25 protein-coding genes are annotated in these 25746 nt (G+C 65.2%); 5 read left to right on the top strand and 20 right to left on the bottom strand.

Going from position 1 to position 25746, the window contains the following annotated elements:
* Positions 1-99 precede the first annotated feature (99 nt).
* From AB5K84_RS42165 to soxX, 11 genes are all read right to left on the bottom strand, one after another.
* Positions 100-1818, bottom strand: a complete 1719-nt coding sequence (locus AB5K84_RS42165; protein WP_441232750.1) for an N-acyl-D-amino-acid deacylase family protein — start codon at positions 1816-1818, stop codon at positions 100-102.
* Positions 1819-2009: 191 nt separating this feature from the next.
* Entirely contained in the window at positions 2010-3218 is a 1209-nt protein-coding gene (locus AB5K84_RS42160; RefSeq protein ID WP_011083825.1) for an MFS transporter, read from the bottom strand.
* 316 nt (positions 3219-3534) lie between these two features.
* Positions 3535-3717, bottom strand: a complete 183-nt coding sequence (locus tag AB5K84_RS42155; RefSeq protein ID WP_038965223.1) for a hypothetical protein — start codon at positions 3715-3717, stop codon at positions 3535-3537.
* An 89-nt stretch (positions 3718-3806) separates the two neighbouring features.
* Positions 3807-4844 (bottom strand): MBL fold metallo-hydrolase, encoded by a 1038-nt coding sequence (locus AB5K84_RS42150; RefSeq protein WP_011083827.1) that lies wholly within the window; start codon positions 4842-4844, stop codon positions 3807-3809.
* 292 nt (positions 4845-5136) lie between these two features.
* Positions 5137-5595 carry a DsrE family protein gene (locus AB5K84_RS42145; RefSeq protein ID WP_011083828.1) on the bottom strand — a complete coding sequence of 153 codons (459 nt, stop codon included), beginning with the start codon at positions 5593-5595 and terminating at the stop codon, positions 5137-5139.
* Complete coding sequence (gene soxB, locus AB5K84_RS42140; protein ID WP_038965224.1) at positions 5592-7343, bottom strand: thiosulfohydrolase SoxB; 1752 nt, start codon at positions 7341-7343, stop codon at positions 5592-5594. The genes AB5K84_RS42145 and soxB overlap by 4 nt, the downstream gene beginning before the upstream one ends.
* Positions 7344-7387: 44 nt before the next feature.
* On the bottom strand, positions 7388-7693 hold the full coding sequence (locus AB5K84_RS42135) for a hypothetical protein (protein WP_011083830.1): 306 nt from the start codon (positions 7691-7693) through the stop codon (positions 7388-7390).
* Entirely contained in the window at positions 7690-8553 is an 864-nt protein-coding gene (gene soxA, locus AB5K84_RS42130) for a sulfur oxidation c-type cytochrome SoxA (protein WP_038965225.1), read from the bottom strand. Before soxA ends, AB5K84_RS42135 begins: the two co-directional genes overlap by 4 nt.
* Positions 8553-8864, bottom strand: a complete 312-nt coding sequence (gene soxZ / locus AB5K84_RS42125) for a thiosulfate oxidation carrier complex protein SoxZ (RefSeq protein WP_011083832.1) — start codon at positions 8862-8864, stop codon at positions 8553-8555. The genes soxA and soxZ overlap by 1 nt, the downstream gene beginning before the upstream one ends.
* Before the next feature lie 10 nt (positions 8865-8874).
* The gene (gene soxY / locus AB5K84_RS42120) at positions 8875-9366 is read right to left on the bottom strand and encodes a thiosulfate oxidation carrier protein SoxY (RefSeq protein ID WP_011083833.1); all 492 of its coding nucleotides are present in this window, start codon (positions 9364-9366) and stop codon (positions 8875-8877) included.
* Positions 9367-9391: 25 nt separating this feature from the next.
* Positions 9392-9745 carry a sulfur oxidation c-type cytochrome SoxX gene (gene soxX, locus AB5K84_RS42115; protein ID WP_028172677.1) on the bottom strand — a complete coding sequence of 118 codons (354 nt, stop codon included), beginning with the start codon at positions 9743-9745 and terminating at the stop codon, positions 9392-9394.
* 261 nt (positions 9746-10006) lie between these two features.
* Between soxX and AB5K84_RS42110 the strand changes: the two genes are divergently transcribed.
* Positions 10007-10678 carry a DUF938 domain-containing protein gene (locus AB5K84_RS42110; protein ID WP_038965227.1) on the top strand — a complete coding sequence of 224 codons (672 nt, stop codon included), beginning with the start codon at positions 10007-10009 and terminating at the stop codon, positions 10676-10678.
* A gap of 251 nt (positions 10679-10929) precedes the next feature.
* Here the strand turns inward: AB5K84_RS42110 and AB5K84_RS42105 are convergent, their stop codons facing one another.
* Positions 10930-12999 carry a prolyl oligopeptidase family serine peptidase gene (locus tag AB5K84_RS42105; RefSeq protein ID WP_063921376.1) on the bottom strand — a complete coding sequence of 690 codons (2070 nt, stop codon included), beginning with the start codon at positions 12997-12999 and terminating at the stop codon, positions 10930-10932.
* Between the two features lie 197 nt (positions 13000-13196).
* Between AB5K84_RS42105 and AB5K84_RS42100 the strand changes: the two genes are divergently transcribed.
* Together AB5K84_RS42100 and AB5K84_RS42095 are read left to right on the top strand one after the other, a co-directional pair.
* Positions 13197-14444, top strand: coding sequence for an MFS transporter (locus tag AB5K84_RS42100; protein ID WP_063921602.1), 1248 nt, complete (start codon positions 13197-13199; stop codon positions 14442-14444).
* Between the two features lie 220 nt (positions 14445-14664).
* On the top strand, positions 14665-15909 hold the full coding sequence (locus AB5K84_RS42095) for an MFS transporter (RefSeq protein WP_038965231.1): 1245 nt from the start codon (positions 14665-14667) through the stop codon (positions 15907-15909).
* Positions 15910-15983: 74 nt separating this feature from the next.
* On the opposite strand, the gene AB5K84_RS42090 is transcribed toward AB5K84_RS42095, so the two are convergent.
* Both AB5K84_RS42090 and AB5K84_RS42085 read right to left on the bottom strand, forming a co-directional pair.
* Entirely contained in the window at positions 15984-16478 is a 495-nt protein-coding gene (locus AB5K84_RS42090) for a VOC family protein (protein WP_011083839.1), read from the bottom strand.
* A 90-nt stretch (positions 16479-16568) separates the two neighbouring features.
* On the bottom strand, positions 16569-17114 hold the full coding sequence (locus AB5K84_RS42085) for a carboxymuconolactone decarboxylase family protein (protein WP_038965232.1): 546 nt from the start codon (positions 17112-17114) through the stop codon (positions 16569-16571).
* A gap of 137 nt (positions 17115-17251) precedes the next feature.
* Here AB5K84_RS42085 and AB5K84_RS42080 point away from each other — a divergent pair, with 137 nt between their 5' ends.
* Positions 17252-18466, top strand: a complete 1215-nt coding sequence (locus tag AB5K84_RS42080; protein WP_011083841.1) for an acyl-CoA dehydrogenase family protein — start codon at positions 17252-17254, stop codon at positions 18464-18466.
* Between the two features lie 123 nt (positions 18467-18589).
* Positions 18590-19729 carry an acyl-CoA dehydrogenase family protein gene (locus AB5K84_RS42075; RefSeq protein ID WP_011083842.1) on the top strand — a complete coding sequence of 380 codons (1140 nt, stop codon included), beginning with the start codon at positions 18590-18592 and terminating at the stop codon, positions 19727-19729.
* A gap of 276 nt (positions 19730-20005) precedes the next feature.
* On the opposite strand, the gene AB5K84_RS42070 is transcribed toward AB5K84_RS42075, so the two are convergent.
* The 6 genes from AB5K84_RS42070 to AB5K84_RS42045 all read right to left on the bottom strand — a co-directional run bounded on the left by AB5K84_RS42070 (position 20006) and on the right by AB5K84_RS42045 (position 25547).
* Positions 20006-21043 carry an amino acid ABC transporter substrate-binding protein gene (locus AB5K84_RS42070; protein WP_011083843.1) on the bottom strand — a complete coding sequence of 346 codons (1038 nt, stop codon included), beginning with the start codon at positions 21041-21043 and terminating at the stop codon, positions 20006-20008.
* Between the two features lie 57 nt (positions 21044-21100).
* Positions 21101-21694: a L,D-transpeptidase gene (locus tag AB5K84_RS42065; protein WP_011083844.1), complete on the bottom strand. Its 594-nt coding sequence runs from the start codon at positions 21692-21694 to the stop codon at positions 21101-21103.
* A gap of 386 nt (positions 21695-22080) precedes the next feature.
* Complete coding sequence (locus AB5K84_RS42060) at positions 22081-23055, bottom strand: hypothetical protein (RefSeq protein ID WP_038965233.1); 975 nt, start codon at positions 23053-23055, stop codon at positions 22081-22083.
* Between the two features lie 103 nt (positions 23056-23158).
* On the bottom strand, positions 23159-23722 hold the full coding sequence (locus AB5K84_RS42055; RefSeq protein WP_011083846.1) for a thioredoxin family protein: 564 nt from the start codon (positions 23720-23722) through the stop codon (positions 23159-23161).
* A 30-nt stretch (positions 23723-23752) separates the two neighbouring features.
* Complete coding sequence (locus AB5K84_RS42050; protein ID WP_011083847.1) at positions 23753-24451, bottom strand: cytochrome c biogenesis CcdA family protein; 699 nt, start codon at positions 24449-24451, stop codon at positions 23753-23755.
* A gap of 484 nt (positions 24452-24935) precedes the next feature.
* Entirely contained in the window at positions 24936-25547 is a 612-nt protein-coding gene (locus tag AB5K84_RS42045; RefSeq protein ID WP_011083848.1) for a sigma-70 family RNA polymerase sigma factor, read from the bottom strand.
* Positions 25548-25746: the final 199 nt, after the last annotated feature.

The raw sequence follows: 25746 nt of genomic DNA, 5'->3' as shown, positions 1-25746 counted from the left end.
CTTCGCAAAACAATTGCCGGGGCGTATGGGTCCCGGCCTTCGCCGGGACGACACCGAATGTGAGGCGCGGCCTTCGCGTCTCACATGCATCCTACCGCGCTAGTTCACCACCCCCTGCGCGCCACGAATCAACTTCCCCGGCCGGCGCCCCGTGGCCGCGCCATGCCGCCGCGTCACCACGCCCGACACGATGGTCGCTTCATAGCCGTCGACGTCCTGCAACAGCCGCCGCCCGCCGACCGGCAGATCGTAATGCACCTTCGGCGGATGCAGATGCAGGCGGTCATAGTCGATCACGTTGATGTCGGCCTTGTAGCCGGGCGCAATCAGCCCGCGATCGGTGAGGCCGACCGAGAGCGCGGTCTTGCGTGACTGTGCCGCGACCACGAACGGGATCGACAGCTTCTCGCCGCGCGTGCGGTCGCGTGTCCAGTGCGTCAGCAGATAGGTCGGGAAGCTCGCATCGCAGATGATGCCGCAATGCGCGCCGCCATCGGACAGGCCCGGCACCGATTGCGGATCGATCAGCATCTCGCGCGTCGCATCGAGATTGCCGTCGGCATAGTTGAGGAACGGCACGTAGAGCATGCCGCGGCCTTCGTCCGACAGCATCGCGTCATAGGCGAGCTCCTCGGGCTTCCGGCCCTGCTTGCGCGCCTGCGGCCCCAGCGCGTTCTCCGGCGGCTGCTCGTAATCGGGAGGATCGCCGAGCAGGAACATCTTGTCGTAGTTGGGCCGGAAGAACAGCGGATCGTCGGTCGCGGTCGCCGTCTCGCTGAGGATCGCCTGGCGGACCTCCGGTTGATGCAGCCGCGCCAGCCGCTCCTTCAGCGGCAGATGCGCGATCGCCCTGTAGCTCGGATGGGTCTGGAACCGGTTGCGCGACAGCTCGAGCCCGAGCAGCAGGCCGACCGGGCGCGCCGCGATCTGCGCGGTGATGGAGAGGCCGCGCTGTGCGGCGGCATTGATCTCGTCCAGCGTCTGGCGCCAGCGCTGCGGCGCCTTGTCGTTCTGCGTGATCGAGAACGAGATCGGGCATTTCGTCGTGTCGGCGACCCGCAGCATCATCGGCAGGTCGTCGTCGATGGTGGAGAGATCGAGCACGAATTGCAGCACGCTGCGGCCCTCGCGATGCATCGCACCCGCGATCGCGGTGAGCTCGTCCTCGCCGGCCTTCAAGGTCGGCGTGAAGTCGCCGGTCGAGGTGCGGTGGTTGAGCGTGCGCGAGGTCGAGAAGCCGAGCGCGCCGGAGCGGACCGCTTCGCCCGCGAGCTTTGCCATCGCCGCATTGTCTTCCACCGTGGACGGATCGCGGCGCGCGCCGCGCTCGCCCATGACATAGACGCGCAACGCCGCATGCGGCAGTTGCGCGCCGACGTCGATGTCGAAATCGCGCTTCGACAGCCAGCCCATGTAGTCCGGAAAGCTCTCCCAGGCCCAGGGAATGCCGGCGCTCAGCACCGGCTCGGGAATGTCCTCGACGCCTTCCATCAGCTGGATCAGGCGGGTGTGGTCGGCGGGCTTGCACGGCGCAAAGCCGACGCCGCAATTGCCCATGATCGCGGTGGTGACGCCGTTCTGCGACGACGGCGTGATGTCCTGGCTCCAGGTGACCTGCCCGTCATAGTGCGTGTGGACGTCGACGAAGCCCGGCGTCACCAGTTTTCCGCGCGCGTCGATTTCTTCTTTGCCCTTGCCGGAGATCTTCCCGACCTCGCTGATCCTGCCGCCGGTGATGGCGACATCGGCCTCGAACAGCTCGCCGCCGTTTCCATCCGCGACCATGCCGCCGCGGATCACGAGATCAGGATTGGTCATGAGGTTTCTTCCCGTTTTGTTTTTGTTACACGCAGTTCTCTCTACTCGTCGTCCCGGATGTCAGCGCAGATACGGGACCCGTAACCACAGGGAGTAGTTTGGCGAAGACTCGGAGTGACCAGTCTCGCGCGACGGATTCTCCCTGGGGTAATGGGTCCTGGCTTTCGCCAGGACGACAGTTGAATTTGTGGCTACGCCGCAGCCTGCCGCTTCCGCTCGGTGAACGGCGACAGCACCACCGTCGCCAGCATGAAGATCACGGAGGCGCCGAACACCCAGTGCGGCGCGCTCTGGTCCATGATCCAGCCGAACAAAAGCGGGCTGACGATGCCGCCGAGATTAAAACCGGTGGAGACGATGCCGAAGGCGCGCCCCGCAGCGCCGGCGGGAGCGGCATTGCGCACCAGCATGTCGCGCGAGGGCGCGATCACGCCGGAGAGGAAGCCCGCCGCCGTCATCGTCGCGGTCAAAGCCCAGCCGGGCAATGTCACCAGTGCGATCAGGAGCACGATCGCCGCATTTGCGGCAAAGCAGGCGGCGGCGACATAGCCGTGACGTTCGGTGTGGTCGGCGAGGAAGCCGCCTGCGAGCACGCCCGCGGCGCTGGCGCCGAGGAACGCGGTCAGCGCGACGTTGGCGATCGAATAAGAGGCGCCGTAGCCGCTCATCAGCGCCACCACGCCGAAATTGTTGATGCCGGCCACCGACAGGCTTAGCAGCATGAACAGCGCGGTCAGCGTGATCAGCGCCGGCGTTATCACCGCCTGCTTCGGCGCGCTCTCGTGACCGGGCTTTTTCTTGTGCGCGCCGGCCTCGGGAATGCTCATGGCGACCAGCAGCAACGCCACCAGCACGCCGATCGCGCCCGACGCGATCAATGCGCCGACGCCACCCGATACGGTGACCAGCGCGGCGACGATCGCCGGCGTCACGGCGCCGCCGAGATAGCCGGCAAAGGTGTGGATCGAAAAGGCGCGGCCCATCCGCGCCTCGTCCATGTGCTCGGTCAGGATGGCGTAGTCGGCGGGATGATAGACGCTGTTGGCGAGCCCGAGCAGCACGGCGCAGGCGATCAGCGAGGCGTAGCTCAAATGCAGGCCGAGCAGGATCAGCGCGAAGCCGCCGAGCGTCAGCCCGATCAACAGGATCCTGCGCGCGCCAAAATGGTCGACGAGATAGCCGGTCGGCGCCTGCGTCAGGCCCGATACGACGGCAAGGGTGGTGAGCGCGAAGCCCAGCTCGACATAGCCGACGCCGAGCCTGTCCTTCAGGAACGGAAACAGCATCGGCAGGACCAGCAGATGGAAATGGCTGACCCAATGCGCGATCGAGATTCCCGTCAGCGTGCGCAGCGCGCTGTCCGCCTTGCCTTGCTGCGGTGCGGCGAGAACATCGACCATTGCAGTTCCGTTTCACTCCCTGAAGGGAGCGCAAACTATCGGGGACAGCGGTTATTTGTCCATGAACGCAGGCGCATGGCAGGTAGCGCGGGTGGCGCCGCTGTCTCAATCATGACTCGACGATGCGATCGGGCACACTGCGCTCCCTCCCCCTTGCGGGGGAGGGCGGGGGAGAGGGGTAGCCCAGCAAAAGGTCTATCCGTGGTCGATGCAAAGATCGTCGGGCTCTCGAAAGAGTGTGCCGTGTGGCACCCCTCTCCCTAACCCTCCCCCCGCAAGGGGGAGGGAACGCACCATTCGTGGGGCAGGCTTCAACTCACAACGGCTCGTCATCGGGACCGTACCGGTCACGCTTCGGCGTTGCGATGTCGCCGTCTTCGTAATCGTCGTCGTCGGTGTCGCGCGGCAGCGGCTTCTTCGCCTTGTCGTCCGCCAGCTTCTCGCTGGCGGTTTTGGGCGGCGCGCTCGGCTTGGCGGTCTTGTTGACGGTCTTGGCCATGGCTGTTCCCGGATGGTGATGCTGCATCCGATCCTAGTCCCAATATGTGGGCGGTTCCTGACTTATCTCAAGAACGGCGCGTCGGGGCGTCAGTGCACCACCGGTCCGCCCGCCTTCTTCCAGGCATCGATACCGCCGGCGATATGGGCGGTATTGGCGAGGCCCGCCTCCTTCGCCGCCGCGACGGCCATCGCCGAGCGTTCGCCGAAGGCGCAGAAGAACACGATGCGGCGGCCGGTGGCGGCCGCGACCTCGCGCAGCATGCCGCCGGGCTTCAGGCTCTCCTCGACGGACGGATAGGGCGTGTGCAGGGCGCCCTCGAGCATGCCGTGTTTCATCCGCTCGTTGGTCTCGCGCAGATCGACCAGCAGGATGTCAGGCCGGCCCAGGACGCGGATCGCCTCGCTGGCGGTTAGCGCGCGGCCCTCCTTTTCCAGCTCCTCCTGATGCAGGCCGACGCGCATGTTGGCGGGCACCGCCACGTCCATCATCTTCGGATTGGGCAGCTTCAGGTTCGCCATCAGCTCGATATATTCGTCGACCGAGCGCACCTGGAGCCGCGGATTGTAGCGCTTCTCCTCGCCGATGGTGGAGACGGTGTCGCCCTTGTAGTCATGCGCCGGGAACACCATCGTTTCGTCCGGCAGCTTGAGTAGGCGATTGAAGATCGAATCGTACTGCGCGCGCGAGGAGCCGTTCTGGAAATCGGTGCGGCCGGTGCCGCGGATCAGCAGCGTGTCGCCGGTGAAGACGCGGTCGCCCATCAGGTAGGAATAGGAATCGTCGGTGTGGCCGGGCGTGTACATCACGTCGAGCGACAGCCCCTCGATCGTCACCTTGTCGCCGTCGGCGACACGCATCGCCACCACGTCGGCCTTGGTCTGGTCGCCCATCACGGTCATGCAATGGGTGCGGTCGCGCAGCTCGCCGAGGCCGGTGACGTGGTCGGCATGAAGGTGGGTATCGACCGCCTTGACCAGCTTGAGGTCGAGCTCGCGCAGCAATTGGCAATAGCGGTCGACCTTCTCCAGCACGGGATCGAGGATCAGCGCCTCGCCGCCGTGGCGGCTGGCAAGGACGTAGCTGTAGGTGCCCGAAACACTGTCGAAGAGCTGGCGGAAGATCATGGCAAGACCCGGCGTGGAACTGGCTTCCAAGATTCTACTATGTTCCGGGTCAGAAAGAGAAGCAATTCACTGTGTGAACAGGTAAATTTGGAAGATTTTTATTGCTGGCGAGGCGGGGATAAGCGCCACACACTCAGTGTCGTCCCGGCGAAGGCCGGGACCCATACCGCGCGTGATCCTTCGGGAGGGGCGGTGGGAGTACCGAACGACTGATCTTCGCCAAACACCTGCCTGGGAGTATGGGTCCCGGCCTGCGCCGGGACGACAGGGGAGTGTGACGCCCTGGCGCCCCCTACGGCCGCACCACCGTGTACCCATTCTCCGCCAGGAACAGGATCTGCCCGACCCCGACCTGCACCGGCGTCGCGGCGGGGATGAACTCCGGCCGCTTGCCTGTCTCCCGCTCGACCGTGTCGACGGTGTTGAGGCAGATGTCGAAGCGCACGCCTTGCGCGATCAGGCTCTCGACCTGCTTGCGGCGCTCGCTGTTCGACAGCAGCAGGTCGATGCCGGGTCCGAATGCCACCACCTCGATCGCGACCTTGTCGGGGGCGTAGGCCTTCAGGAGATTGTTGGCGACGCTGAGCACCAGCGCCTGCTTCCTGGCGTCGCCGTCGGAGAGCTGCAGCACGATCTTGTGCTCGGCGAACGGCTTGTCCTGAAGCGGCACCTGCTGCGCAAAAGCCGGCGGCATCGCGGCCAAGGCGAGCATCGCCAGCATCATCGCGCGAAACATTTGCGAGCGCGTCATCCCTGTCCCGCAATGCCCGGATTGTTCTCGACGCCCTTCAGCGTGACGCCGGAGCCGAGCCGCTCCGAAAGCATCCGGCCCGAGCGCAGATATTTGGCCACCACGTCCCACACCGGTGCGCCCTGCTGGCCGTTGACCGAGGCCCAGCCCGCGACCTTGTAGCGGTGGTTGGCGCTGATCGCCTTGCCGTTGTTGAGCTTCAGCTCAGAGATGCGGCCGCCGATCGCCCCCGCCGGCGTGCAGGTGTAGCTGAGGCCGCCGGCGCGCACCATGTCGCCGCCCTGCTGGTAATAGGGATCGGCGTTGAAGAGATTGTCGCAGATGTCCTCCAGCACGTCCTTGATCTGGGCGCCGGTCATTTCCTGCACATAGGTCTCGGGATAGCTGATCGCGGTTTCCGCGAGCACGTCCTCCATGGTCAGCGCCTGGCCGGACAGCGCGGTGACGCCCCAGCGGAAGCCCGGCGACAGCGCGATCTCGGCGTCGAGCTCGCTGCGCAACGCGGTGCAGATCAGCTCGTCGACCGGGCCGGAGAAATTGCCGCGGCGATAGAGCAGGCGGTCGAGCGTTGCGATCTTCTCCGACCAGTCGGCCACGTGCGGCGCGCGAACCCGGCCGATCAGCTCGGCCATCGCCGGATCAGGCTTCAGCAGCTCGGAATAGACCGGCAGCAGGTGATATTTGACGCCACTGACCTTGCCCTTGTCGAGCGCGAGATCGAGCACGCCCAGAAATTTCCCGTTGGATCCGGCATTGGTGACGAGTGTCGTTCCGCCGGCGTTCGTCACAGGAATCGGCTGCGGCACGGCGTCGTGGGTGTGGCCGCCGAGGATGACGTCGATGCCGGTGACGCGGCTCGCGAGCTTGAGGTCGACGTCCATGCCGTTGTGCGACAGCAGGATGACGGCATCGACCTTGTCGGCGGTGCGCAAGGCATCGACATGCTTCTGGAGCTCTTCCTCGCGGATGCCGAAGGTCCAGTCCGGCGTGAACCGCTTTGGATGCGCGATCGGCACGTAAGGGAAGGCCTGGCCGACGATCGCGATGCGATGACCGCCGAGCTCCTTGATCACGGAGGGCTTGAAGACGCGCCCCGTCGCCTTGTCGAAGGCGCGGGCGTCGTTGAACGCGGCTTCCTCGGTCAGGAACACGTTCTGCGCCAGGAACTCGCCCTTGAAGCGCTCGAGATTGTCGCGCAGCGCCTGCTCGCCATAGGTGAATTCCCAATGCCCGGTCATCGCCTCGATGCCGAGCAGATTGGCGACCTCGACCATGTCGCGGCCCTGCATGACGTTGGCGAGCCCCGTGCCCTGCCAGAGATCGCCGCCGTCGACGAGCAGCGAATCTCTTTCGCCGACATCGCCGCGCAAGCGATCGACCAGCGTCTTCAGATGGGCAAAGCCGCCGAGCTTGCCGAAGCGCGCCGCAGACTTCTCGAACTCGAAGCAGGTGAAGGCATAGGCATCGGCGCTGTCGGGCCGGATTCCGAACCGCTCGAGAAAGGCGCGGCCGACCAGATGCGGCGGCCGTCCCGCCATCTCCCCGATGCCGATATTGACGCTGGGCTCGCGGAAATAGACCGGGTTGAGCTGCGCATGCGTGTCGGTGATGTGCAGGATCCGGGCATGGCCGAAACGTTCGAGGTCGTAAATGCTCGCCGCTTCAGTGCCGCGCGCAAGCCGCGGCAGGCCGAGCGATGCTGCGGCAACGCCTGCACTCTTCAGGAAATCACGGCGGCGGATCGCCATCCAGAATCCTCCGCGCCTCATCGGCAGTTCAACTGAGGTCCAGTCTAGCGGATTTCCATCGCCTTCCAGGCCTCTTTTTCGGACGTGGCCTGGAAGATCGACGCCTTCGCCAGCGCCTCGGCCTCCTTGGCTGCGGCCAGGGCGCGGTCGAAATCGCCGCCATCGGCTGCCTTCTTCGCCGCCGCCAGCGTCGAGACGGTCACGGTCCACTGATTGCGCATGCCGGCTGCCTCCTTGGAGGCGGCTTCGGCGGCGGCATAGGCCGCCTTGTAATCCGCCTCATTCGCCGCGCGCGCCGTTGGCGCAAGGCTAAGGGCGAGCAGCATGGCGAGGGGAAGTGACCGCTTCATGGCCGCGCTCCCGGTCCTGATATCGGCAGGCCGTTGGCGACGTAGGAGAGGAAATATTCGACGTCGCGATATTCATCCGCCTGCGGCTCCAGCGGAACCGCCCGGGTCTGGCTGTTGCAGGTGACGAAGCGGCGGCTGGTCGTGCCCATGCCGCTCCATTCGGAGCGGTAGATCGGCATCGCGTTCAAAATGCCGAGCGCCGGCGCCAGGATCTCGGCGCGGATGCGCTCGCCCGGGCTCTGCACATGGCAGCTCGCGCAGGAGAAATTCATCTGGCCGCGCCGCGTGTAGAAATAGCGCTTGCCGTTCTCGAACGCGGCGAGCGCGCGGGGATCATCGGGGATCTTGATGTCCATCGGCTTGCCGCGCGAGGTGAAGGCCATGTAGGCGGTCAGCGAGGCCATCTCGTCCTTGACGTAGGAATAGGGCGCCTCACCATTGGCCTCGCGGCAGCGGTTGAGCGCGAGCTCCAGCGTGACGACCTTGCCCTCCTTCTCGTCGAAGTAGGGGTAGTTCTGGCGGATGCCGATGCCGCCATTCGGGAAGCAGTCGGCATAGGTCTTGCCGTTCTTGAACGGGGTGGCGAACATTTCCTTGCCGGCGTCGAGCGCGAACTCGTAGGGCGGGAATTCCTCCTTCTCCCGCCACTGCCGCTTCATGTCCTCGTTCATGGAATAAGGACCGTTGACGAAATCCTCGTGCTTCACGGTCGGAAACTTCTGGAAGAAGAAGTTCTGGAACGCTTTTGCGTCGGCAACTGGATCGACCTTGTCGGCCGCGATCACGCGCGGCGAGGTGAGGGCGACCGCGACGAGCGCGGCGCTGAGCGAACCAAGCAGGAGGGCGGAGCGGGCCTTCATCACGCGATCTTCGCGGTGGTCGTATCCGACCCGCCCTTGTTGTCGGTCCAGGAGATCTTGATGTCGTCGCCCTTCTTGGCGCCCTTGAAGCTGAACTTCACATAGGGGTCCTTGGAGATGGCGGTGCCCCAATCGGCGACGAAGACGTCCTTGCCGTTACATTCGAACTTCAGCTGCTGGATGAAATGCGCGGGGATCACCTCGCCCTTGGCGTCCTTGACCAGGCCGGTGTCCATGGGGTGCTGGATCAGCGCCTGCACCTCGGTGATGTCGCCGTTTGCGGTCGCGCGCACGCGAATGCTGGATGCCATGTCGATCTCCTTAGCCGCCGCAGCCGCCGACGGTGACTTTGACTTCCTTGGTCGCGCTGTAGAGCTTGCCGTCGGCTTCCACGATCGCGGTCACGTTGGTGGTCTTCGCCATCTTCAGCCGGTTGGCGACAGCAGGGATCGTGCCGTCGGGAATCTTGTAGGACGCGGCGAGCGCGTTCGGGTTCTCGGCCACGAAGAACGAGATCGAGGTCACCTTCTCCAGCGTCGTCGTCACCGAGATCGGAACCACGCCGCCATTCTCGGCGATCTCCGGCGCATCCAGCTTGACCTTGTCGGAGGGCTCGGCGGTCTTGCCGTAGAGCGCCTTGATCGCGTCCGCTTCGTTCTTCAGCTTGAACGCTTCTTCCGGATATTTGTCGTTGGCCGCGGCGTACGCGGGCGCCACGCCGAACGGCAGATTGCCGAGGCCGAGCAGCGCGACGGAGGCTGCGCCCTGAAGGATCAGGCGCCGCGTCGCAAGGGGGCCGGTGGTCGTGGTCATCTGAGCTCTCCTGGCGTGCCTGAAGTCACAGGGTTTGCAGGAAATCAACGATCGCGCTGATCTCCTGGTCGGTCAAAATCCGGTTCCGGCCGAACGGCGGCATCATGGTCTGCGGATTGCGTTTGGTCTCGTCGAAGATGATCGCGGCCAGCTCGTTGCGATCAGGGTATTTCGCCTTGAGGTCCTTCAGCTCCGGGCCGATCGTTCCCGGCAGGTCGCCGCCCTTGATGACGTGACAGGTCAGGCAATTGCCCTTGCCACGGTCGAAGGCGAGCTTCTGGCCCTCGGCCACGGCGGATTGCGCCCGCGCCGGGCTGGCGAGGCCGGCGGCGAAGGCCAGCAAAAGGAGCAGGGCAGGCATCCGGGAAAAGGCGGTCAAGGCGTCATTCCGAGGCGTTATGGCGATGCACTCGATCGCGGAAATAGCAGCGTTCCAAAGCACAAAGGGCATCACCTGACAATCAGGACTATGCACGCGGCAAAATGGAGTTAATATCTTCCGCATTGCAACTAAAGAGATTATTTGTTCGGCCGATTTGGCCGCGAGAGTAAGGTCCGTGAACGCGGGCCGGCTGTTTCGAGGGCGTTTGGGCGCTCCTGCTGTTTTCATCGTGTTCTCGTTTTTTCAAGGGGACGTCACTTGGCTGAATATGTCGTCGAATTTGGCAGGGACGGCGGACGGGTCGAGCCAGATGGGCGGCTCGATGCACCGGCATTCCATCGCAATCACGAGCCGCTCCGGGCGGCTCTGGAAAAGCACCTTGCCGGCTGTTCCGGAAACGTTGTCGAGGTCGGCAGCGGAACCGGCCAGCACGTGGTCCATTTCGCCCGCCATACGCCCGACCTGGTCTGGTGGCCGAGCGACCTCAACCAGCGGCACGTGAAGAGCATCGAGGCCTGGCGCGTCCATTCGGGCCTGCCAAACATCCGCTCGCCGTTGCGGATCGATCTCTCCGATCCCGGCTGGTGTCCGGAAATGCGAAGCGGGCAGGGGCCGACGAACCTCGCCGCCGTGTTCTGCGCCAACGTCATCCATATCGCGCCATGGACCGTGGCCGAAGGCCTGTTCGCCGGCGCCGGTCGCTATTTGAGGGCCGACGGCAAGCTGTTCCTCTACGGCCCGTTCAAGCGCGACGGCAAGCATACCGCGCTCAGCAACGCCGTGTTCGACACCTCATTGCGCGAAGGCAATCCCGACTGGGGCGTGCGCGACATCGGCGATGTCGAGACGCTCGCGCGAGGCGCCGGCCTTGGTCTCGTCGATACGATCGAGATGCCGGCGAACAATCTGACGCTGGTGTTTGCGCGCTAGGTTGGCGCTTCTGACTTGGGTTCGGGTGCACGCCACAGCGGCGGTGCGCTCCCTCCCCCCTTGTGGGGGAGGGCGGGGGAGAGGGGTGGCCCAGGAAACGGTCTATCCATCTGCGACCGTGCCGCGCGTGCAAGTCGAGAGAGTCCCCGTGTGATACCCCTCTCCCTGCCCCTCCCCCGCAAGGGGGGAGGGAATGAGAGAGTGGTGCCCGCCTCACATCGTGATGGTGAGAGTTCGAAGAGGCAGCGCAATCACGCCTCCCCATCCTTCCATCCGATCTTGTCCCTGAGGAATCGAAAGCCCAGCACCTCAAAACCGGCGCGCTCCTTGTTGTCCTTGCCGTAGCCGTGACCGCCCGCTGCCGGCTCGTAGAACCAGGCCTCATAGCCCATCGCCTGGAGCTTTGCCGCCATCTTGCGGGCGTGGCCGGGATGGACGCGGTCGTCGCGCCGCGTGGTGGCGATCAGGATCGGCGGATAGGCCTGGCCGGGCTTTGCGTTGTGATAGGCGGAGTAGGTCTTCAGCCACTCCCATTCGTCGGGCTTGTCGGGGTCGCCATATTCCGCGATCCAACTCGCGCCTGCGAGCAGCTTGGTGTAGCGGCGCATGTCGATCAGCGGGATGGTGCAGAACAGCGCGCCGAAGCGTTCGGGGTAGCGCACCAGCATGTTGGTGATGAGGATGCCGCCGTTCGATCCGCCCTGCGCTGCGATGCGCTTCGCGCTTGTCACGCCGCGGCGGACGAGATCGGCGGCAACGGCGGCGAAATCGTCATGCGACAGCTTCTTGCCGGCGAGCCGGCCGGCATCGTGCCAGCGCGTGCCGAATTCGCCGCCGCCGCGCAGATTCGCCTGCACCGTGGTGCCGCCGCGCTCCAGCCACAGCTTGCCGAGCGATGGATTGTAATACGGCTTCACCGCGACGGCGAAGCCGCCATAGGCGCTCATATAGACCGGCGCATCGCCGGTCTCCTTGGCAGGACCGGTCTGCACATAGGGAATGCGCTCGCCGTCGATCGAGATCGCCTCGTGTTGCGTCACCACGAGGCCGTCGGCGGTGAACGTCTTCGGCGCCTGCTTCAGCACGGTCGGGCTTGCGAGGCCGCGCTCCAACAGCAGCAGCGAGGGCGGCGTGAGCGGATCCTGCACGTTGGCGAGCAGGTCGCCATTGCTCTCGGAGGGATGACGGTCGAGCGGCCAGATATCGACGACGCCGATCTGCGGTAGGCCGGGAAGCGTGGCGCGGCTCCAGCCCGCGGCGGACGGCGTGCAGATCTCGAATTGCGGCTTGAGCTCGTCGAGGATCGACAGCACCAGCTTGCTGCCCGCCCAGAACAGGCCCTGCAATGCGCGCCGCGGGCCGGGCTCGAACAGGACCGCGAAATCGCGGCTGCCGGCGAGGAACGCCGAGAGCGAGATGCCGAGCACGGTGTCGGTGGCAAAGGTTCGGCCTCCGGCCGACCAGTCCTTGCGCAGCTTCATCGCGAACCAGTCGCCATGCGCCTGCATCCAGACGCCGGTCGGCAGGTCGAGCTTCGTCGTCGCACCGGTCGCATCGCGCAGCCAGATCGCGTGATTGAAGAAGTCGATCTGATCGACGATCCAGACCCGCGGCGCCGATCCGGTGTCGTCGGCCATGCCGGAGACCGCCATGTGATCGGCGGTGGTCTCGATGATCACCTGCGCCCGATCGGCAGGCTGGCCACGCCGCCACAGGCGAACGGTCCGCGCATATCCGGAGCTCGTCGCCATCCCCTCGCCATGCGCGCTCGACAGCAGCAGCGTGTCCTGATCGAGCCAGTCAACGCCGCCCTTGGCTTCCGGCAGCGTAAAGCCGTCCGCCACGAAGCTCTTCGTGTCGAGGTCGAATTCCCGCAAGGTGACGGCGTCGCTGCCGCCGCGCGACAGGCTCAGAATCGCCCGCGAGCTTGCCGGCATCGTGACGATCGAGCTCAGCAGCCAATCCTCGCCCTCCTTTGCCGCGAGCTGGTCGATGTCCAGCACGATGTCCCACGCCGGGCTCGCTTTGCGAAACTCCGCCAGATTGGTTCGCCGCCACAGGCCGCGCGGGTTGGTGGCGTCCTTCCAGAGGTTGTGCAGATCGCTGCCGCGCCGGCTGACATAGGGGATGTTGTCGGGACGATCGTAGATCGCCGCGAGGATATCGCGGTCGCGCGCGAAGGCCGCTCCGCCGAATGCGTCGAGCGTCAGGCTGTTCTGCCGCTCCACGAAATCGAGCGCGTGCTTGCCTTCGATCTCCTCCAGCCAGAGCCAGGGATCGTCGTCGGGAGCGCTGAGCGTAGGCCTGTCGTCGACCGTCATGAACGAAACTCCCAAAAGTCGCGGCGGATAGGATTTGATCGAGCGCAAGCCGTCAAGAGCGCAGCCCGCTATCATCTGCCCGATTGCGTCAGAGGCATGGCCTGCGCCCGTTTGCGCCGGTTGCCCACCCTCCCGCGCCGCTCCATAGTGCCGGGAATCAACAAAGCCCTTGTGAGCCCGTTGGGGCGGAAATGCCGATGCTTGACGTGACTTCAGCCAATCAGATCGCCGCCGACGCCCGCGTGCGTGCCAATGTGGTGCGCCTTGCTGCCGCGCAGGCGCTGACCGGCGCCAACTCGGCTGTGATCTTCGCCACCGGCGCGATCGTCGGCGCTACGCTCGCGCCCGACATGTCGTTCGCGACCGTGCCGATCTCGATGTATGTGGTGGGCCTTGCCGCCGGCACGCTGCCGACCGGCGCGATCTCGCGCCGCTTCGGCCGCCGCGCCGCCTTCGTCATCGGTACCGGTCTGGGCGCGCTCACCGGCCTGCTCGGCTCGTTCGCCATCCTGCACGGCTCGTTCGCGCTGTTCTGCATCGCGACCTTTCTCGGTGGCCTCTATGGCTCGGTGGCGCAGTCCTATCGCTTCGCCGCCGCCGATGGCGCCAGCGTGGCCTACCGGCCCAAGGCGGTGTCCTGGGTGATGGCGGGCGGCGTGTTCGCCGGCGTGCTCGGTCCGCAGCTCGTGCAGTGGACCATGGATGTCTGGCAGCCCTATCTGTTCGCCTTCAGCTTCCTGGTGCAGGCTGCGGTGGCGCTGGTCGCCATGGGCATCGTCGCCGGCGTCGACATGCCGAAGCCGGCGCCGGCCGATCTGCATGGCGGCCGGCCGCTGCTCACGATCGTGACCCAGCCGCGCTTCATCGCGGCGGCGCTGTGCGGCGTCATCTCCTATCCCATGATGAATCTGGTGATGACCTCGGCGCCGCTCGCCATGAAGCTGTGCGGCCTCAGCGTCAGCGATTCCAATTTCGGCATTCAATGGCACATCGTCGCCATGTACGGGCCGAGCTTCTTCACCGGCGCGCTGATCGCGCGCTTCGGCGCACCGAAGATCGTCGCCGCCGGCCTGCTGCTCGAGGCCGGCGCGGCCACCATCGGTCTCTCCGGCCTCACGGCGATGCATTTCTGGGCCACGCTGATCGTGCTCGGCGTGGGGTGGAATTTCTCCTTCATCGGCGCCTCCGCCCTGGTCTTGGAGACGCACCGGCCGCAGGAGCGCAACAAGGTGCAGGCCTTCAACGATTTCCTGGTGTTCGGCATGATGGCGATCGGCTCGTTCTCGTCAGGGCAATTGCTCGCCAATTACGGCTGGTCCGCGGTGAACATGGTGGTGTTCCCGCCGGTCGTGCTGGGGCTTGCCGTGCTCTCGCTCGTCTCCTGGGCGCGCCGCCGCAAGGCGCGGCTGGACGCCGCCATGGGCGAGTTCCCGGACGCGGTCTGATGGCGGGAGGCTGTCAGCAACGTTGATACTTCGATCCGGGTCGAAGTGATTTTTGGGAGCCGCGTTGTTACATGATGCTCGTCATGAACAGGCTCGTCAGGCCAGCAACGTCCTTCATTTTCTGCCGTCATTCCGGGGCACCCGAAGGGTGAACCCGGAATCTCGAGATTCCGGGTTCGATGCTTTGCATCGCCCCGGAATGACGGCGAGGAGCAAAGAAATGCTCGACAATCCCCGCCACGCAGCTCCGATCGACGAATCCTCCCTCCGCTATGAAGGCTGGCGCATCGTCGCGGTTTGCTTCCTGCTCGCGACCTTCGGCTGGGGGCTCGGCTTTTATGGCCAGAGCGTCTATGTCGCCGAGCTCCAGCGCGCGCGGGGCTGGCCGGCCTCGCTGATCTCCGCGGGGACGACGTTCTTCTATCTGTTCGGTGCGCTGCTCGTCGTCTTCGTCGGCGAGGCCGTCCGAAAATACGGCCCGCGCCTCTGCCTGATCGCGGGCACGCTGGCGATGGCCGCCGCGGCGGTCGCGATCGGCGCGGTGCGCGAGCCCTGGCAGCTTTATCTCGCCGACGCCGTGCTCGCCTTCGGCTGGGCCGGCACCAGTCTCGCCATGATCACCAACACGATCAGCCTATGGTTCGACCACAAGCGCGGCATGGCGATCAGCCTCGCGCTGAACGGCGCCAGCTTCGGCGGCATTGTCGGCGTGCCGCTGCTGGTGACCATGATCAGCCATGTTGGATTCGCGACGGCGATGTACGCCACCGCAGGCGCCATGCTGGTGCTGCTCGTGCCGGTGATCCTGCTCGCCGTCGGCCGGCCGCCCGAGCACCATGGCTGGCATGCGGCAGCGAAGGCAAAGCCGCAATCGTCGGCGCAAATCCGCGCGCACGCGCTGCGCGACGTCGGCTTCCTCACGGTGACGATTGCCTTCGCGCTGGTGCTGTTCGCGCAAGTCGGCTTCATCGTGCACCTGATCTCGTTCCTCGACCCGGTGATCGGCCGCGAGCGCGCTGCGGTAGCCGTCGCCGTGCTGACGGCAATGGCGGTGGTCGGCCGCGTGCTGTTCTCGATGGTGATCGACCGGCTCAACCAGCGCCTCGCCTCGGCGCTGTCGTTCCTGAGCCAGGCCGCGGCGTTGTGCGTCGTCATCAACCTGCACAACGACTACGTGCTGATTGCGGCTTGCGCCGTGTTCGGCTTCTCGGTCGGCAACCTCATCACGCTGCCCTCGCTGATCGTGCAGCAGGAGTTCGATTCCGCCTCGTTCGGCGTGTTGATCAGCCTGAACACCGCGATCAACCAGGTGACCTACGCGTTCGGCCCCGGCGTGGTCGGCTTCCTGCGCGATTTCTCCGGCGGCTATGCGCTGCCGTTCTATCTGTGTGTCGCGCTGGAGGTGGCGGCGGCGGCGCTGATCATGGTGCGGGGGAAGCCTCATAGGGTGGGCAAAGGCGCATAGCGCCGTGCCCACCATCTTCTCAACGAGTGCCGCGAGAATTGGTGGGCACGCTTCGCTTTGCCCACCCTACGACATCACGCCTCCCGCTGCCGCAACAACGCCTCGACATCCAGCCGCTTCGTAATCATCGCAAGCTTGCCATCCGGCCCGAACGGCCATTGCTCCCTCGGCCGATCCCAGTACAGCTCGACGCCGTTCTGGTCGGGATCGCGCAGGTAGAGCGCCTCGCTGACGCCGTGGTCGCTCGCGCCGTCGAGCGCAATGCCGGCCGAAAGCACCCGGTGCAGCGCATCCGCCAGCGCGGGGCGCGTCGGGTAGAGGATCGCGGTGTGAAAGAGCCCGGTCGTGCCCGGCGGCGGCGGCGAGCCGCCCTTGCTCTCCCAGGTGTTGAGCCCGATGTGGTGATGATAGCCGCCGGCCGAGATGAAGGCCGCGCCAGAGCCCATGCGCTGCATCAGCTCGAAGCCGAGCACGCCGCAATAGAAGCCGAGCGCGCGATCGAGATCGGCGACCTTGAGATGAACGTGGCCGATCCGGGTGCCGGCATGGACGGCTGGGTTCTGCGACATGGCAATGCTCCGTTGATCAACCCCACATAGGCCGCGCCCCGGGACAGTGCCACTGGCCTATCCCGAAACCCAGCGTTTCCGGATGGGAAACTAAGAGAGCTCCGGCTCCTCGCCCTCGGGCAGCCCGAACTCGAACGTGTTCAGCGTCATCGACACCATTGTGTAGTAGCCGCACAGCCCGATCACCTCGACCACGCCGCGTTCGCCGAGCAACTTCACCGCCTCATCATAGAGGCCCTTCTCGACGCCGCGGCCCTCATGCAGCGACTTCGCGACGTCGTAGATCATCCTGGCCTTGGGGTCGTCGAACTCAGGCGTGCGGCGGTCGCGGATCGCGTCGATGATTTTTGGATCCATGCCGCCCGCAAGCGCGAGGCGCTTGTGCGCGTACCATTCGTAATGCGCGGTCCAGTGCCGCGCCGTCACCAGGATCGCGATCTCCGAGAGCTTGGCGGGGAAAATCGTGTCGAAGCGCAGCACTTCGCCGAGCCGCGTCGCGTGACGGGCCATCTCCGGGCTGTTGAGCCAGGCCATCATCGGTGCCGGCGGCTTGCCGCGCTTGCCGGCAATCGACTCGTCATAGGTCTGCCGCTGGCTCTCGTTCATTTCGCCAGGCGAAAGAAGTGTCAGGCGCATTCTCGTTTCCTCTTTGTTTTCAAGCACCGTCGTGGTCGCGACTATAGCCGAATGCGCCTGCGGAAGTGGTTGAATTCCACGGTGCGATGGCCCAGAGTCGCGCCCAACAAGTCGATTTTGATTGATGGAAACGACCAATGACTGACTCTAAGACCAGCGATTCTGAAACGGCCGATCTCGAAACATTCCGCAACGAGACGCGCGCCTGGCTTGAAGCCAACTGCCCGCCGGAAATGCGCAGGCCCGCAACGTCGGACGCCGACGTGTTCTGGGGCGGGCGCAATGCAAAATTCTCGTCCGAGCCGCAGCGCATCTGGTTCGAACGCATGCGCGACAAGGGCTGGACCGTGCCGGATTGGCCGAAGGAATATGGCGGCGGCGGATTGAGCGCTGCCGAGCACAAGGTGCTGCGCGCGGAGATGGCCAAGATGGGCGCGCGGCCGCCGCTGTCGAGCTTCGGCATATGGATGCTCGGGCCGGCGCTGCTGAAATACGGCAACGAGGCGCAGAAGAAGGAGCACCTGCCAAACATCGCGGCGGGCCTGATCCGCTGGTGCCAGGGGTATTCCGAGCCGAACGCCGGCTCCGATCTCGCTTCGCTCCAGACCCGCGCCGAGAGCGACGGCGATGATTTCGTCATCACCGGCTCGAAGATCTGGACCTCCTACGCCAACTATGCCGACTGGATCTTCTGCCTCGTCCGCACCGATCCCGCCGCTAAGAAGCACGACGGCATCAGCTTCATCCTGTTCGACATGACCTCGAAGGGCGTGACGACCAAGCCGATCCTCCTGATCTCCGGCTACTCGCCGTTCTGCGAGACCTTCTTCGACGGCGTCCGCGTGCCGAAATCGCATGTGGTCGGCACCGTCAACCGCGGCTGGGACGTCGCGAAATATCTGCTCCAGCACGAGCGCGCGATGATCTCGGGCATGGGCGAGCGCGGCGTCGGCCGTCCGCTCGGCCAGATCGCAGCCGATTCCGTCGGCAGCGATGCGCAAGGTCGCCTCGACGATGCGATGCTGCGCGGCAAGATCGCGAGCTTCGATGTCGATGAAGCCGCGCTAGCCGCCTGCGCCGAGCGTGCCGTCGATCTCGCCAAGGCGGGGCAGGCGCATCCGGCGTTCTCCTCCGCGATGAAATATTACGGCACCGAGCTCAACAAGCGCCGCTACGAGATCCTGATGTCGGCCGGCGGCGTCGATGCGCTGGAGTGGGAGAGCGACCGCTCCAGGCAAGGCGCCCGTCCGCGCGCCTGGCTGCGCACCAAGGCCAACTCGATCGAGGGCGGCACGTCCGAAGTGATGCTCGGCATCGTCGCCAAGCGTATCCTCGATCTGCCGGGGGCCTAACTCCGCCGTCGTTCCGGGGCGGTCCGCAGGACCGAACCCGGAACCTCGAGATTCCGGGTTCGCGTCTTCGACGCGCCCCGGAATGACACCAACAGATTTACAAAGACGCTAGAGACTGAAGCCATGGCCCTCGTCCTCACCGAAGAACAATCGATGCTCCGTGACTCTGCGCGCGGGCTGATCAGCGACAAGGCGCCGGTGTCGCACCTGCGCCACTTGCGCGACTCCAAGGATCCGACCGGCTTCTCCAAGGAGTTCTGGCATTCCTTCGCCGAGATGGGCTTTGCCGGCCTGCTCGTGCCGGAAGAGTTCGGCGGCTCCGGTCTCGGCTTCGTCGAGGCCGGCGTCGTGATGGAGGAGATCGGCCGCACCTTGATGCCGTCGCCCTTCCTCGCCACCAGCGTGGTCGCAGCCTCGGCGTTGAACCGCGGCGGCAATGCCGCGCAGAAGTCGGAATATTTGCCGAAGATTTCCAACGGCTCGCTGCTGGCGACGCTCGCGATCGACGAGGGCGCCAAGCATCGCCCGCTCCGGACCAGCCTCCAGGCCGTGCGCGCCGGCAACGGCTTCAAGCTCTCCGGTGCCAAGGCCCTGGTCGTCGACGGTCACGTCGCCGATCTCCTGATCGTCGCGGCGCGCACCGCGGGCTCAGCCGGCGAGCGCGACGGCTTGACGCTGTTCCTGGTCAACCCCAAGGCCAAGGGCGTCGCGATCGAGCGCACCATCATGGTCGATGCGCACAACGCTGCGCGGATCGAGCTTGCCAATGTCGAGGTCAATGCCGACAGCGTGCTTGGCGAGGTCGATCAGGCCGCCGGTCTGCTCGACGGCGTGCTCGACATCGGCCGCGGCGCGGTGGCCTCCGAAATGGTGGGCCTCAGCGACGAAGTGTTCAATCGCACCGTCGAGTACCTGAAGAGCCGCAAGCAGTTCGGCAAGCTGATCGGCGAATTCCAGGCGCTGCAGCACCGCGCCGCCGAGCTCTATGTCGACATCGAGATCACCCGCGCCGCGGTGATGAAGGCGCTCCAGGCGCTGGATGCTGACGTCGCCAAAGCCACGTCAGCCGTCGCGGTCGCAAAAGCCCGCGCCGGCACCACCGCCACGCGCGCGGTCCAGGAAGGCGTGCAGATGCATGGCGGCATGGGCATGACCGACCAGTTCGACATCGGCTTCTTCATGAAGCGCGCACGGGTGTGCGAGGAGCTGTTCGGGGATGCGAACTACCACACCGAGCAGCTGGCAAGGGCGCGGGGGTATTGAGGCGGGTGGACGTGAGGCGCAGGACGCCGCCTCACAATCAGTGTCGTCGCCCGGCTTGACCGGGCGACCCAGTACGCCGCGGCGTCTCGATCAACAACAACTGGCTCTGGAATACTGGATCGCCCGCCTTCGCGGGCGATGACGGTTGAGAGTGTGGAAAGCTCGCGCCTCATCTCGTCATTGCGAGCGCAGCGAAGCAATCCAGACTGTCACCGCAGAGGGATTCTGGATTGCTTCGTCGCTGCGCTCCTCGCAATGACGGCGGAGGAACCGCCGTTACCGCATCGGCGGCGCGTACTGCACGCCACCGGCGTTCCACAGCTGGTTCATGCCGCGCGGGATCTTCAGCTTCGACTTCTCGCCGATATTGCGCTCGTACATCTCGCCGTAATTGCCGACATTGCGGATGATGCGGACGACCCAGTCCTTGGTGAGGCCGAGCTGCTCGCCGTAATTGCCTTCCGTGCCGACGAGGCGCATCACTTCCGGCTTTTTCGACTTCAGCGCCTCGTCGATGTTCTCGGAGGAGACGCCGAGCTCTTCGGCGTTGATCATCGCGTAGAGCGTCCACTTCACGATCATCATCCAGTCGTCGTCGCGCTGGCGCACCACGGGGGCGAGCGGCTCCTTGGAGATCATGTCCGGCAGGATCATGTGATCGCCGGGCTTCGACAGGTTCAGCCGCAGCGCGTAGAGCTGCGAGACGTCGGCGGAGAGCGTATCGCACTTGCCGGTGTCGTAGGCCTTCACCACGTCGTCCAGCTTGTCGAACTTCACCTCTTCGTACTTCATGTTGTTGGCACGGAAGTAGTCGGAGACGTTGAGCGCCGTCGTGGTTCCGGTCTGCACGCAGACCTTGCTGCCGGTCAGGTCCAGCGACGTTTCCTTGTTGCGCGAACGCGGCAGCATGAAGCCTGCGCCGTCGTAATAGGCGACGGCGGGGAAATAGAGGTCGTAGTCGAGCTCACGCGCCATGCTCCAGGTCGAGTTGCGCGAGAGGATGTCCACCTTCCGGCTCTGCAATTCCTTGAAGCGCTCGCTGGCGTCGAGCGCGACGAACTTCGCCTTGGCCGGATCGTTGAAGATCGCCGCCGCCACCGCGCGGCAGAAATCGACGTCGAAGCCGGTCCAGTTGCCCTTGTCGTCGGGGATCGAGAAGCCCGGCAGGCCCTTGTTGACGCCGCACAGCACTTCGCCGCGGCGAACCGTACGCTTCAGGGTGCGGGTGTCGTAGAACTCGTAGATGACGGCGAGCACGCCGACCAGCACGGCGACCGCGAGCCCGATGAGCAGGCCGCCTCGAAAAGTGCGCATGATGTCTCTCTCTCGAAATAATCGGGAAGAAAAGGAAGTGTTGCGAAGGCGGGGAACTTAGAGTTCGGGCTTCTGCCGGATGACCACCTTGGTGCCGACAGGGACGCGATCGTAGAGATCGGCGACGTCGTTGTTGACGAGACGGAAGCAGCCCGAGGACACCTTGGTGCCGATCGTATCGGGACGGTTGGTGCCGTGAATGCGGTACACGGTGGTGCCGAGATACATGGCGCGGGCGCCGAGCGGATTGCCGGGGCCGCCGGCCATGAAGCGCGGCAGATAGGGCTGGCGCTGGATCATCTCGGGCGGCGGCGTCCAGTCCGGCCATTCCTTCTTGTTGGTGATGTTCACCAGCCCCTGCCACTGGAAGCCGTCGCGGCCGACGCCGATGCCGTAGCGGATCGCGCGCCCGCCCGGCTGCACCAGATAGAGGTGGCGCTCTGCGGTGGAGATGATGATGGTGCCCGGCGTCTCGGTGGTGCGGAAGTAGACCACCTGCTTCTGCCATTCCGGCTCGAGCTGGTAGGCGTCGTCAGCGACCAGACCCGGCTCGTCGCCGCGGTCGGGCTGCTGCGCGATGGCCTGTGGTGCAGACAGGATCAGGCCGATCGTGGCCACGAACATCCCGGTCAGGCGACGAAAATCCGTCATTTCAAGCTCTCCCCGCTGCCACAGCGCAAATCATTCAAAGCCATCAAATCTCAGGGGCATGTTCATGGCAAGTTGATGGCGCGCCCGGCTGGTATGTCACGAGAATGCTTTGCTTTTTTGACGGGCCCACGGCAATGCCACAAACAGGGGATGGCGCGAAAAGCCTAGATGGCGGCCGCGAGGCCGGTGCGCTCCCTCCCCCGCTTGCGGGGGAGGGCTGGGGTGGGGGTGTCTCCGCGTCGGGATTGCCTGGGATTGCGGAGAACGTCCCTGCGTGGCGAGAGCCCTCACCCGCCGCGCTCGGGACGATGCTTCGCATCGCCCGGGGCGCGTCGGCCTCTCCCGCAAGCGGGAGAGGCAAAGGGACCTCGCCAGGCGGCGACCCGTCAGATCTTGTTATTCTCCGCCGCGATCCCGAGCCGCCGCACGATTTCGGCTCCCACGGCGCGGGCCTCGAGCCGCGAGCCGATGCGGGGGCTGCGAAAGCGTCGGCCCGAGCGCAACCGGATCGTGACGATGCAGTGCTCGTCCTCGGACCGGCCGCGGCGGTCGACGGTGATCGTCTTCACCTCGTGCCCCTCGATATGGTCGGTGCGCGGCTGGCCGTCGCCCCACAGGCGTTCGACGCGGATGTCGCCCTCGCGGATGATCCAGAACGCGCCGGTCACGAGGTTGGCGTAGCGATACACGGCGAACGCCGCGATCGCGCCGAGCGGCAGCAGCAGGATATCGACATGGCTCGGCGGCCATCCGCGCCAGAGCTTGTAGGCGTAGGGCACGGCGGACAAGGCGACGGCGATCAGTGCGACGATCCTTATGTCCCGTGCGGAAAACGCCTCGAGCGGCTCGCCGAGATGCATCTCGGAATTGCTGGCATCGAGCGGATTGACCGGCTCCTCGACGTGGGGAACGTCGAATTGCGTGGCGATCCGTGCCACGGTGTCGCGCACATGCGTGACATCCGAGATCGGCGGCGACGTCAGGCGCTCGCCCGAGACAAGCGTGAAGACCAGCTGAAAGCGGGCCTTCACCCGCTTGCTGCCGGGAACTTGCAACCCCGTGATGTCGTCCTTCGGAACGATCCGCGTCTGGAGTTTTCCGAAGGGACGCTGATGCCCGATCAGGATCTCGTCGGGTGTGATGATCCACACCACCGCCGGCGCCATCATGATGCCGACGACAAATCCCGCTCCCACCAGCAGCGCGACCACCGAGATGATGATTTCCAGCGTGTCGTGCGTGAACAGGCCGGGCGTGAAGCAGAGCGCAACGGCCGCCGCAGAGCCGGCCACGACCAGCCGCTGCGCGATCGATGAGCCTTCACGAAGGCGGATGTCGTTGCTGGTGGTCGCGTCGTCCATTGCGGGCGGCTGATTGCGTCGGTTGCGAAACTCCACGGACGGGTCCGTGGAGTCAAGCAACAAGGCCGTCAGGTGAAACCAGCCGCGCGATGTCCGTGCCGCGTCAGCTGCTGGTGTTCAGCAGCCTCGCCACCGTCCGGTCGATCTCGTCGTAGCGGCCTTCACCGGCATGCTGGAACACGATCTTGCCGGTCTGGTCGATGATGTATTGCGCCGGCCAATACTGGTTGCTGTAGGCGTTCCAGGTCTTCGAATCGTTATCCTGCGCCACCGGATAGGTGATGCCGTGACGCTTCAGGGCGGCCTGCACATTGGAGGCAGAGCGCTCGAACGGGAATTCCGGCGTGTGCACGCCGACCACGACCAGGCCCTTGTCCTTGTATTTTGCATAGAGGTCGGTGACGTGCGGCAGCGTGTTGACGCAGTTGACGCAGCCATAGGTCCAGAAATCGACCAGCACGACCTTGCCGCGGAGATCGGCGATGCTCAGCGGCTTCGAGTTGAACCAGGTGTTGATACCGGTGAAGTCGGGCGCGGTCTGCTGGCTTGCGGCCGCGCTGACGACAGGCGCAGCGCGTGCGGCCTCGTCGCAGATGCCGGGGATCACGGCGCCGGTCACGGCCATGCCGATCAGGGCTGCGGATACGGCGAGCAGTTTCAAGGTCATGGAAGCGTCCTCCGTTGAGATGCGAAGCAATCACAGGCCGATCTGGCCGGTGGGATAGAAGCCGGTGAGCCACGCCACGATCAGCGTGTCGTATTGGAAGTAGGCGGCGACCGCGAAGCCGATCACGACGACGCCAAAGCCCTGCTGCAGGCGTGGCGAAATGCGCGCGAGGCTGCGCACGCGCGTCGTCGCGGCCTGTCCGCCATAGGCGATCGCGAGCATCGGGATCGCCGCGCCGATGGCGTAGGCGACCAGCAGCGTGCCGGCCCAGGTCGCATTCTTCGTCGTCGCCACCAGCGTCAGGATCGAGCCGAGCACGGGCCCTGCGCAGGGCGTCCAGACCAGGCCCAGCGTGGTGCCGAGGATGAGCCCGCCAAGCGCGCCCTCGCGCTGCGCGGCGCTCGCAGCACCAAGATCGAGCCAGCCATTGAGTCGGATCGACAGCCATTCGAACGGCGCCGGCCACAGCATCAACAGGCCGAAGCCGAGCAGCAGGATGGACGCCGCTTCGCGCAGCACGTTCGGATCGAAGTCGAACAGCCGGGTGATCGCGCCGAGCAGCAGCGCTGTCGCCGAGAACGAGATGACGAATCCGAGCGCGATCATCGCCGGCCGCAGATGCCCCGCGCGTCCGATCGAAGCGCCAAGCAGGATCGGCAGCATCGGCAGCGTGCACGGCGCAGCGATGGTGAGGACGCCGGCAAGGACGGCGAAGATCAGGTCGAGCATGGGCCACTCGCGAGGGAGGTCACGAGGGCAGTTCGGGATGGGAGGGGCAGTCGTTACGTGGCGTCACGGCTTCGTGACGGGGTGCCCATCAGGGTGACGGTGCGCTCCCTCCCCGCTCGCGGGGGAGGATTGGGGAGAGGGTGTCTCCGCAACGGGACACTCCCCGAGAGGAGAGAGCCCTCACCCGCCGCGCGCGGGACGATGCTTCGCATCGCCCGGGCACGTCGGCCTCTCCCGCAAGCGGGAGAGGCGGGGCTCGTGGTGGCCACCTCAGGCCCAAACACAAAACGACCCGGAGGGGGGCATCCCGTCCGGGTCGTTGGAAGTCTTGGGAGGTTTAAGCAAAACCGTATGTGAGCTTTATAGGAGGGAAGTTTTTCCGCCTGATGTTGTGGTTTGTTTCAATTGTTTCGTCCGCGGTAACACTTCCGTGTCCGGGAATAGGGCCGCTGGTCAGGTCCTATCCCTTTGAAATCATGAGCTTTCAGGCAGCGAAGCGGTCGACGCCGCAGCCCTTAAGCAAATCCGCCAATTGCTTGCGGGCATAGAACATCCGCGTCTTCACCGTGCTCTGGGGGATGCCGATGATCCGACCGACCTCCTCCACGGACTTCTCGTGGTAGTAGACGAGGGTGATGATCTCGCGATGCGCGGGCGACAGTTTCTGCACGCAGGCGCGCAGGATGGCGCTGGTGTCGCTGCGGTCGAGCGAGGTCTCGGGGGTGTCGGTGTCGTCAGGGATCTGGCGCACGTCTTCCTGGTCGATGTCCTCGAAGCGGCGCTGGCGCATCGCGGTCAGCGCCTTGAAGCGGGCGATCGACAGCAGCCAGGTCGAGACCTGCGAGCGGCCCTGGAACTGGCCGGCGGTCCGCCACACGTCGAGGAACACCTGGCTGACAAGGTCTTCCGCGGTGGTGGCATCACGCACGATACGCAGGATGAAGCGGTAAACCCGCACATTGTGCCGGCAATAGAGGATGTGCATCGACGTCCGGTTGCCGTCGGCAATGCTTTCCAGAAGCATATCGTCCGAAGTCGCCTGAGCGGCGATGATGCTCTGGCTGGCCTGGGCGTTGATGGCGATGACGTTCGGCATAGACTTGGCTCCCCGTAGCGCCGCAACCGAGCGGCGTTTCCTTGGACCAAAGTGTTAATCAGCCACCGTTTCGGGACGTCTGCGCGAAAAGCGGAAAATGGTTTCGTGCGCCGCCAAATTGTTTCGTCGGACAGGGCGCGACGAAACATTCGGGGCAAAAAAGCGTGGAATTTCAATGTACGGAAAATACGGGGGTGGG

The organism is Bradyrhizobium sp. 1200_D9_N1_1, from assembly GCF_052075915.1.
In the GTDB taxonomy this organism is placed as follows: Bacteria; Pseudomonadota; Alphaproteobacteria; order Rhizobiales; family Xanthobacteraceae; genus Bradyrhizobium; species Bradyrhizobium diazoefficiens.
Note: the sequence above shows the minus strand (reverse complement) of the source record. Positions and strands in the feature narration are given on the sequence as shown.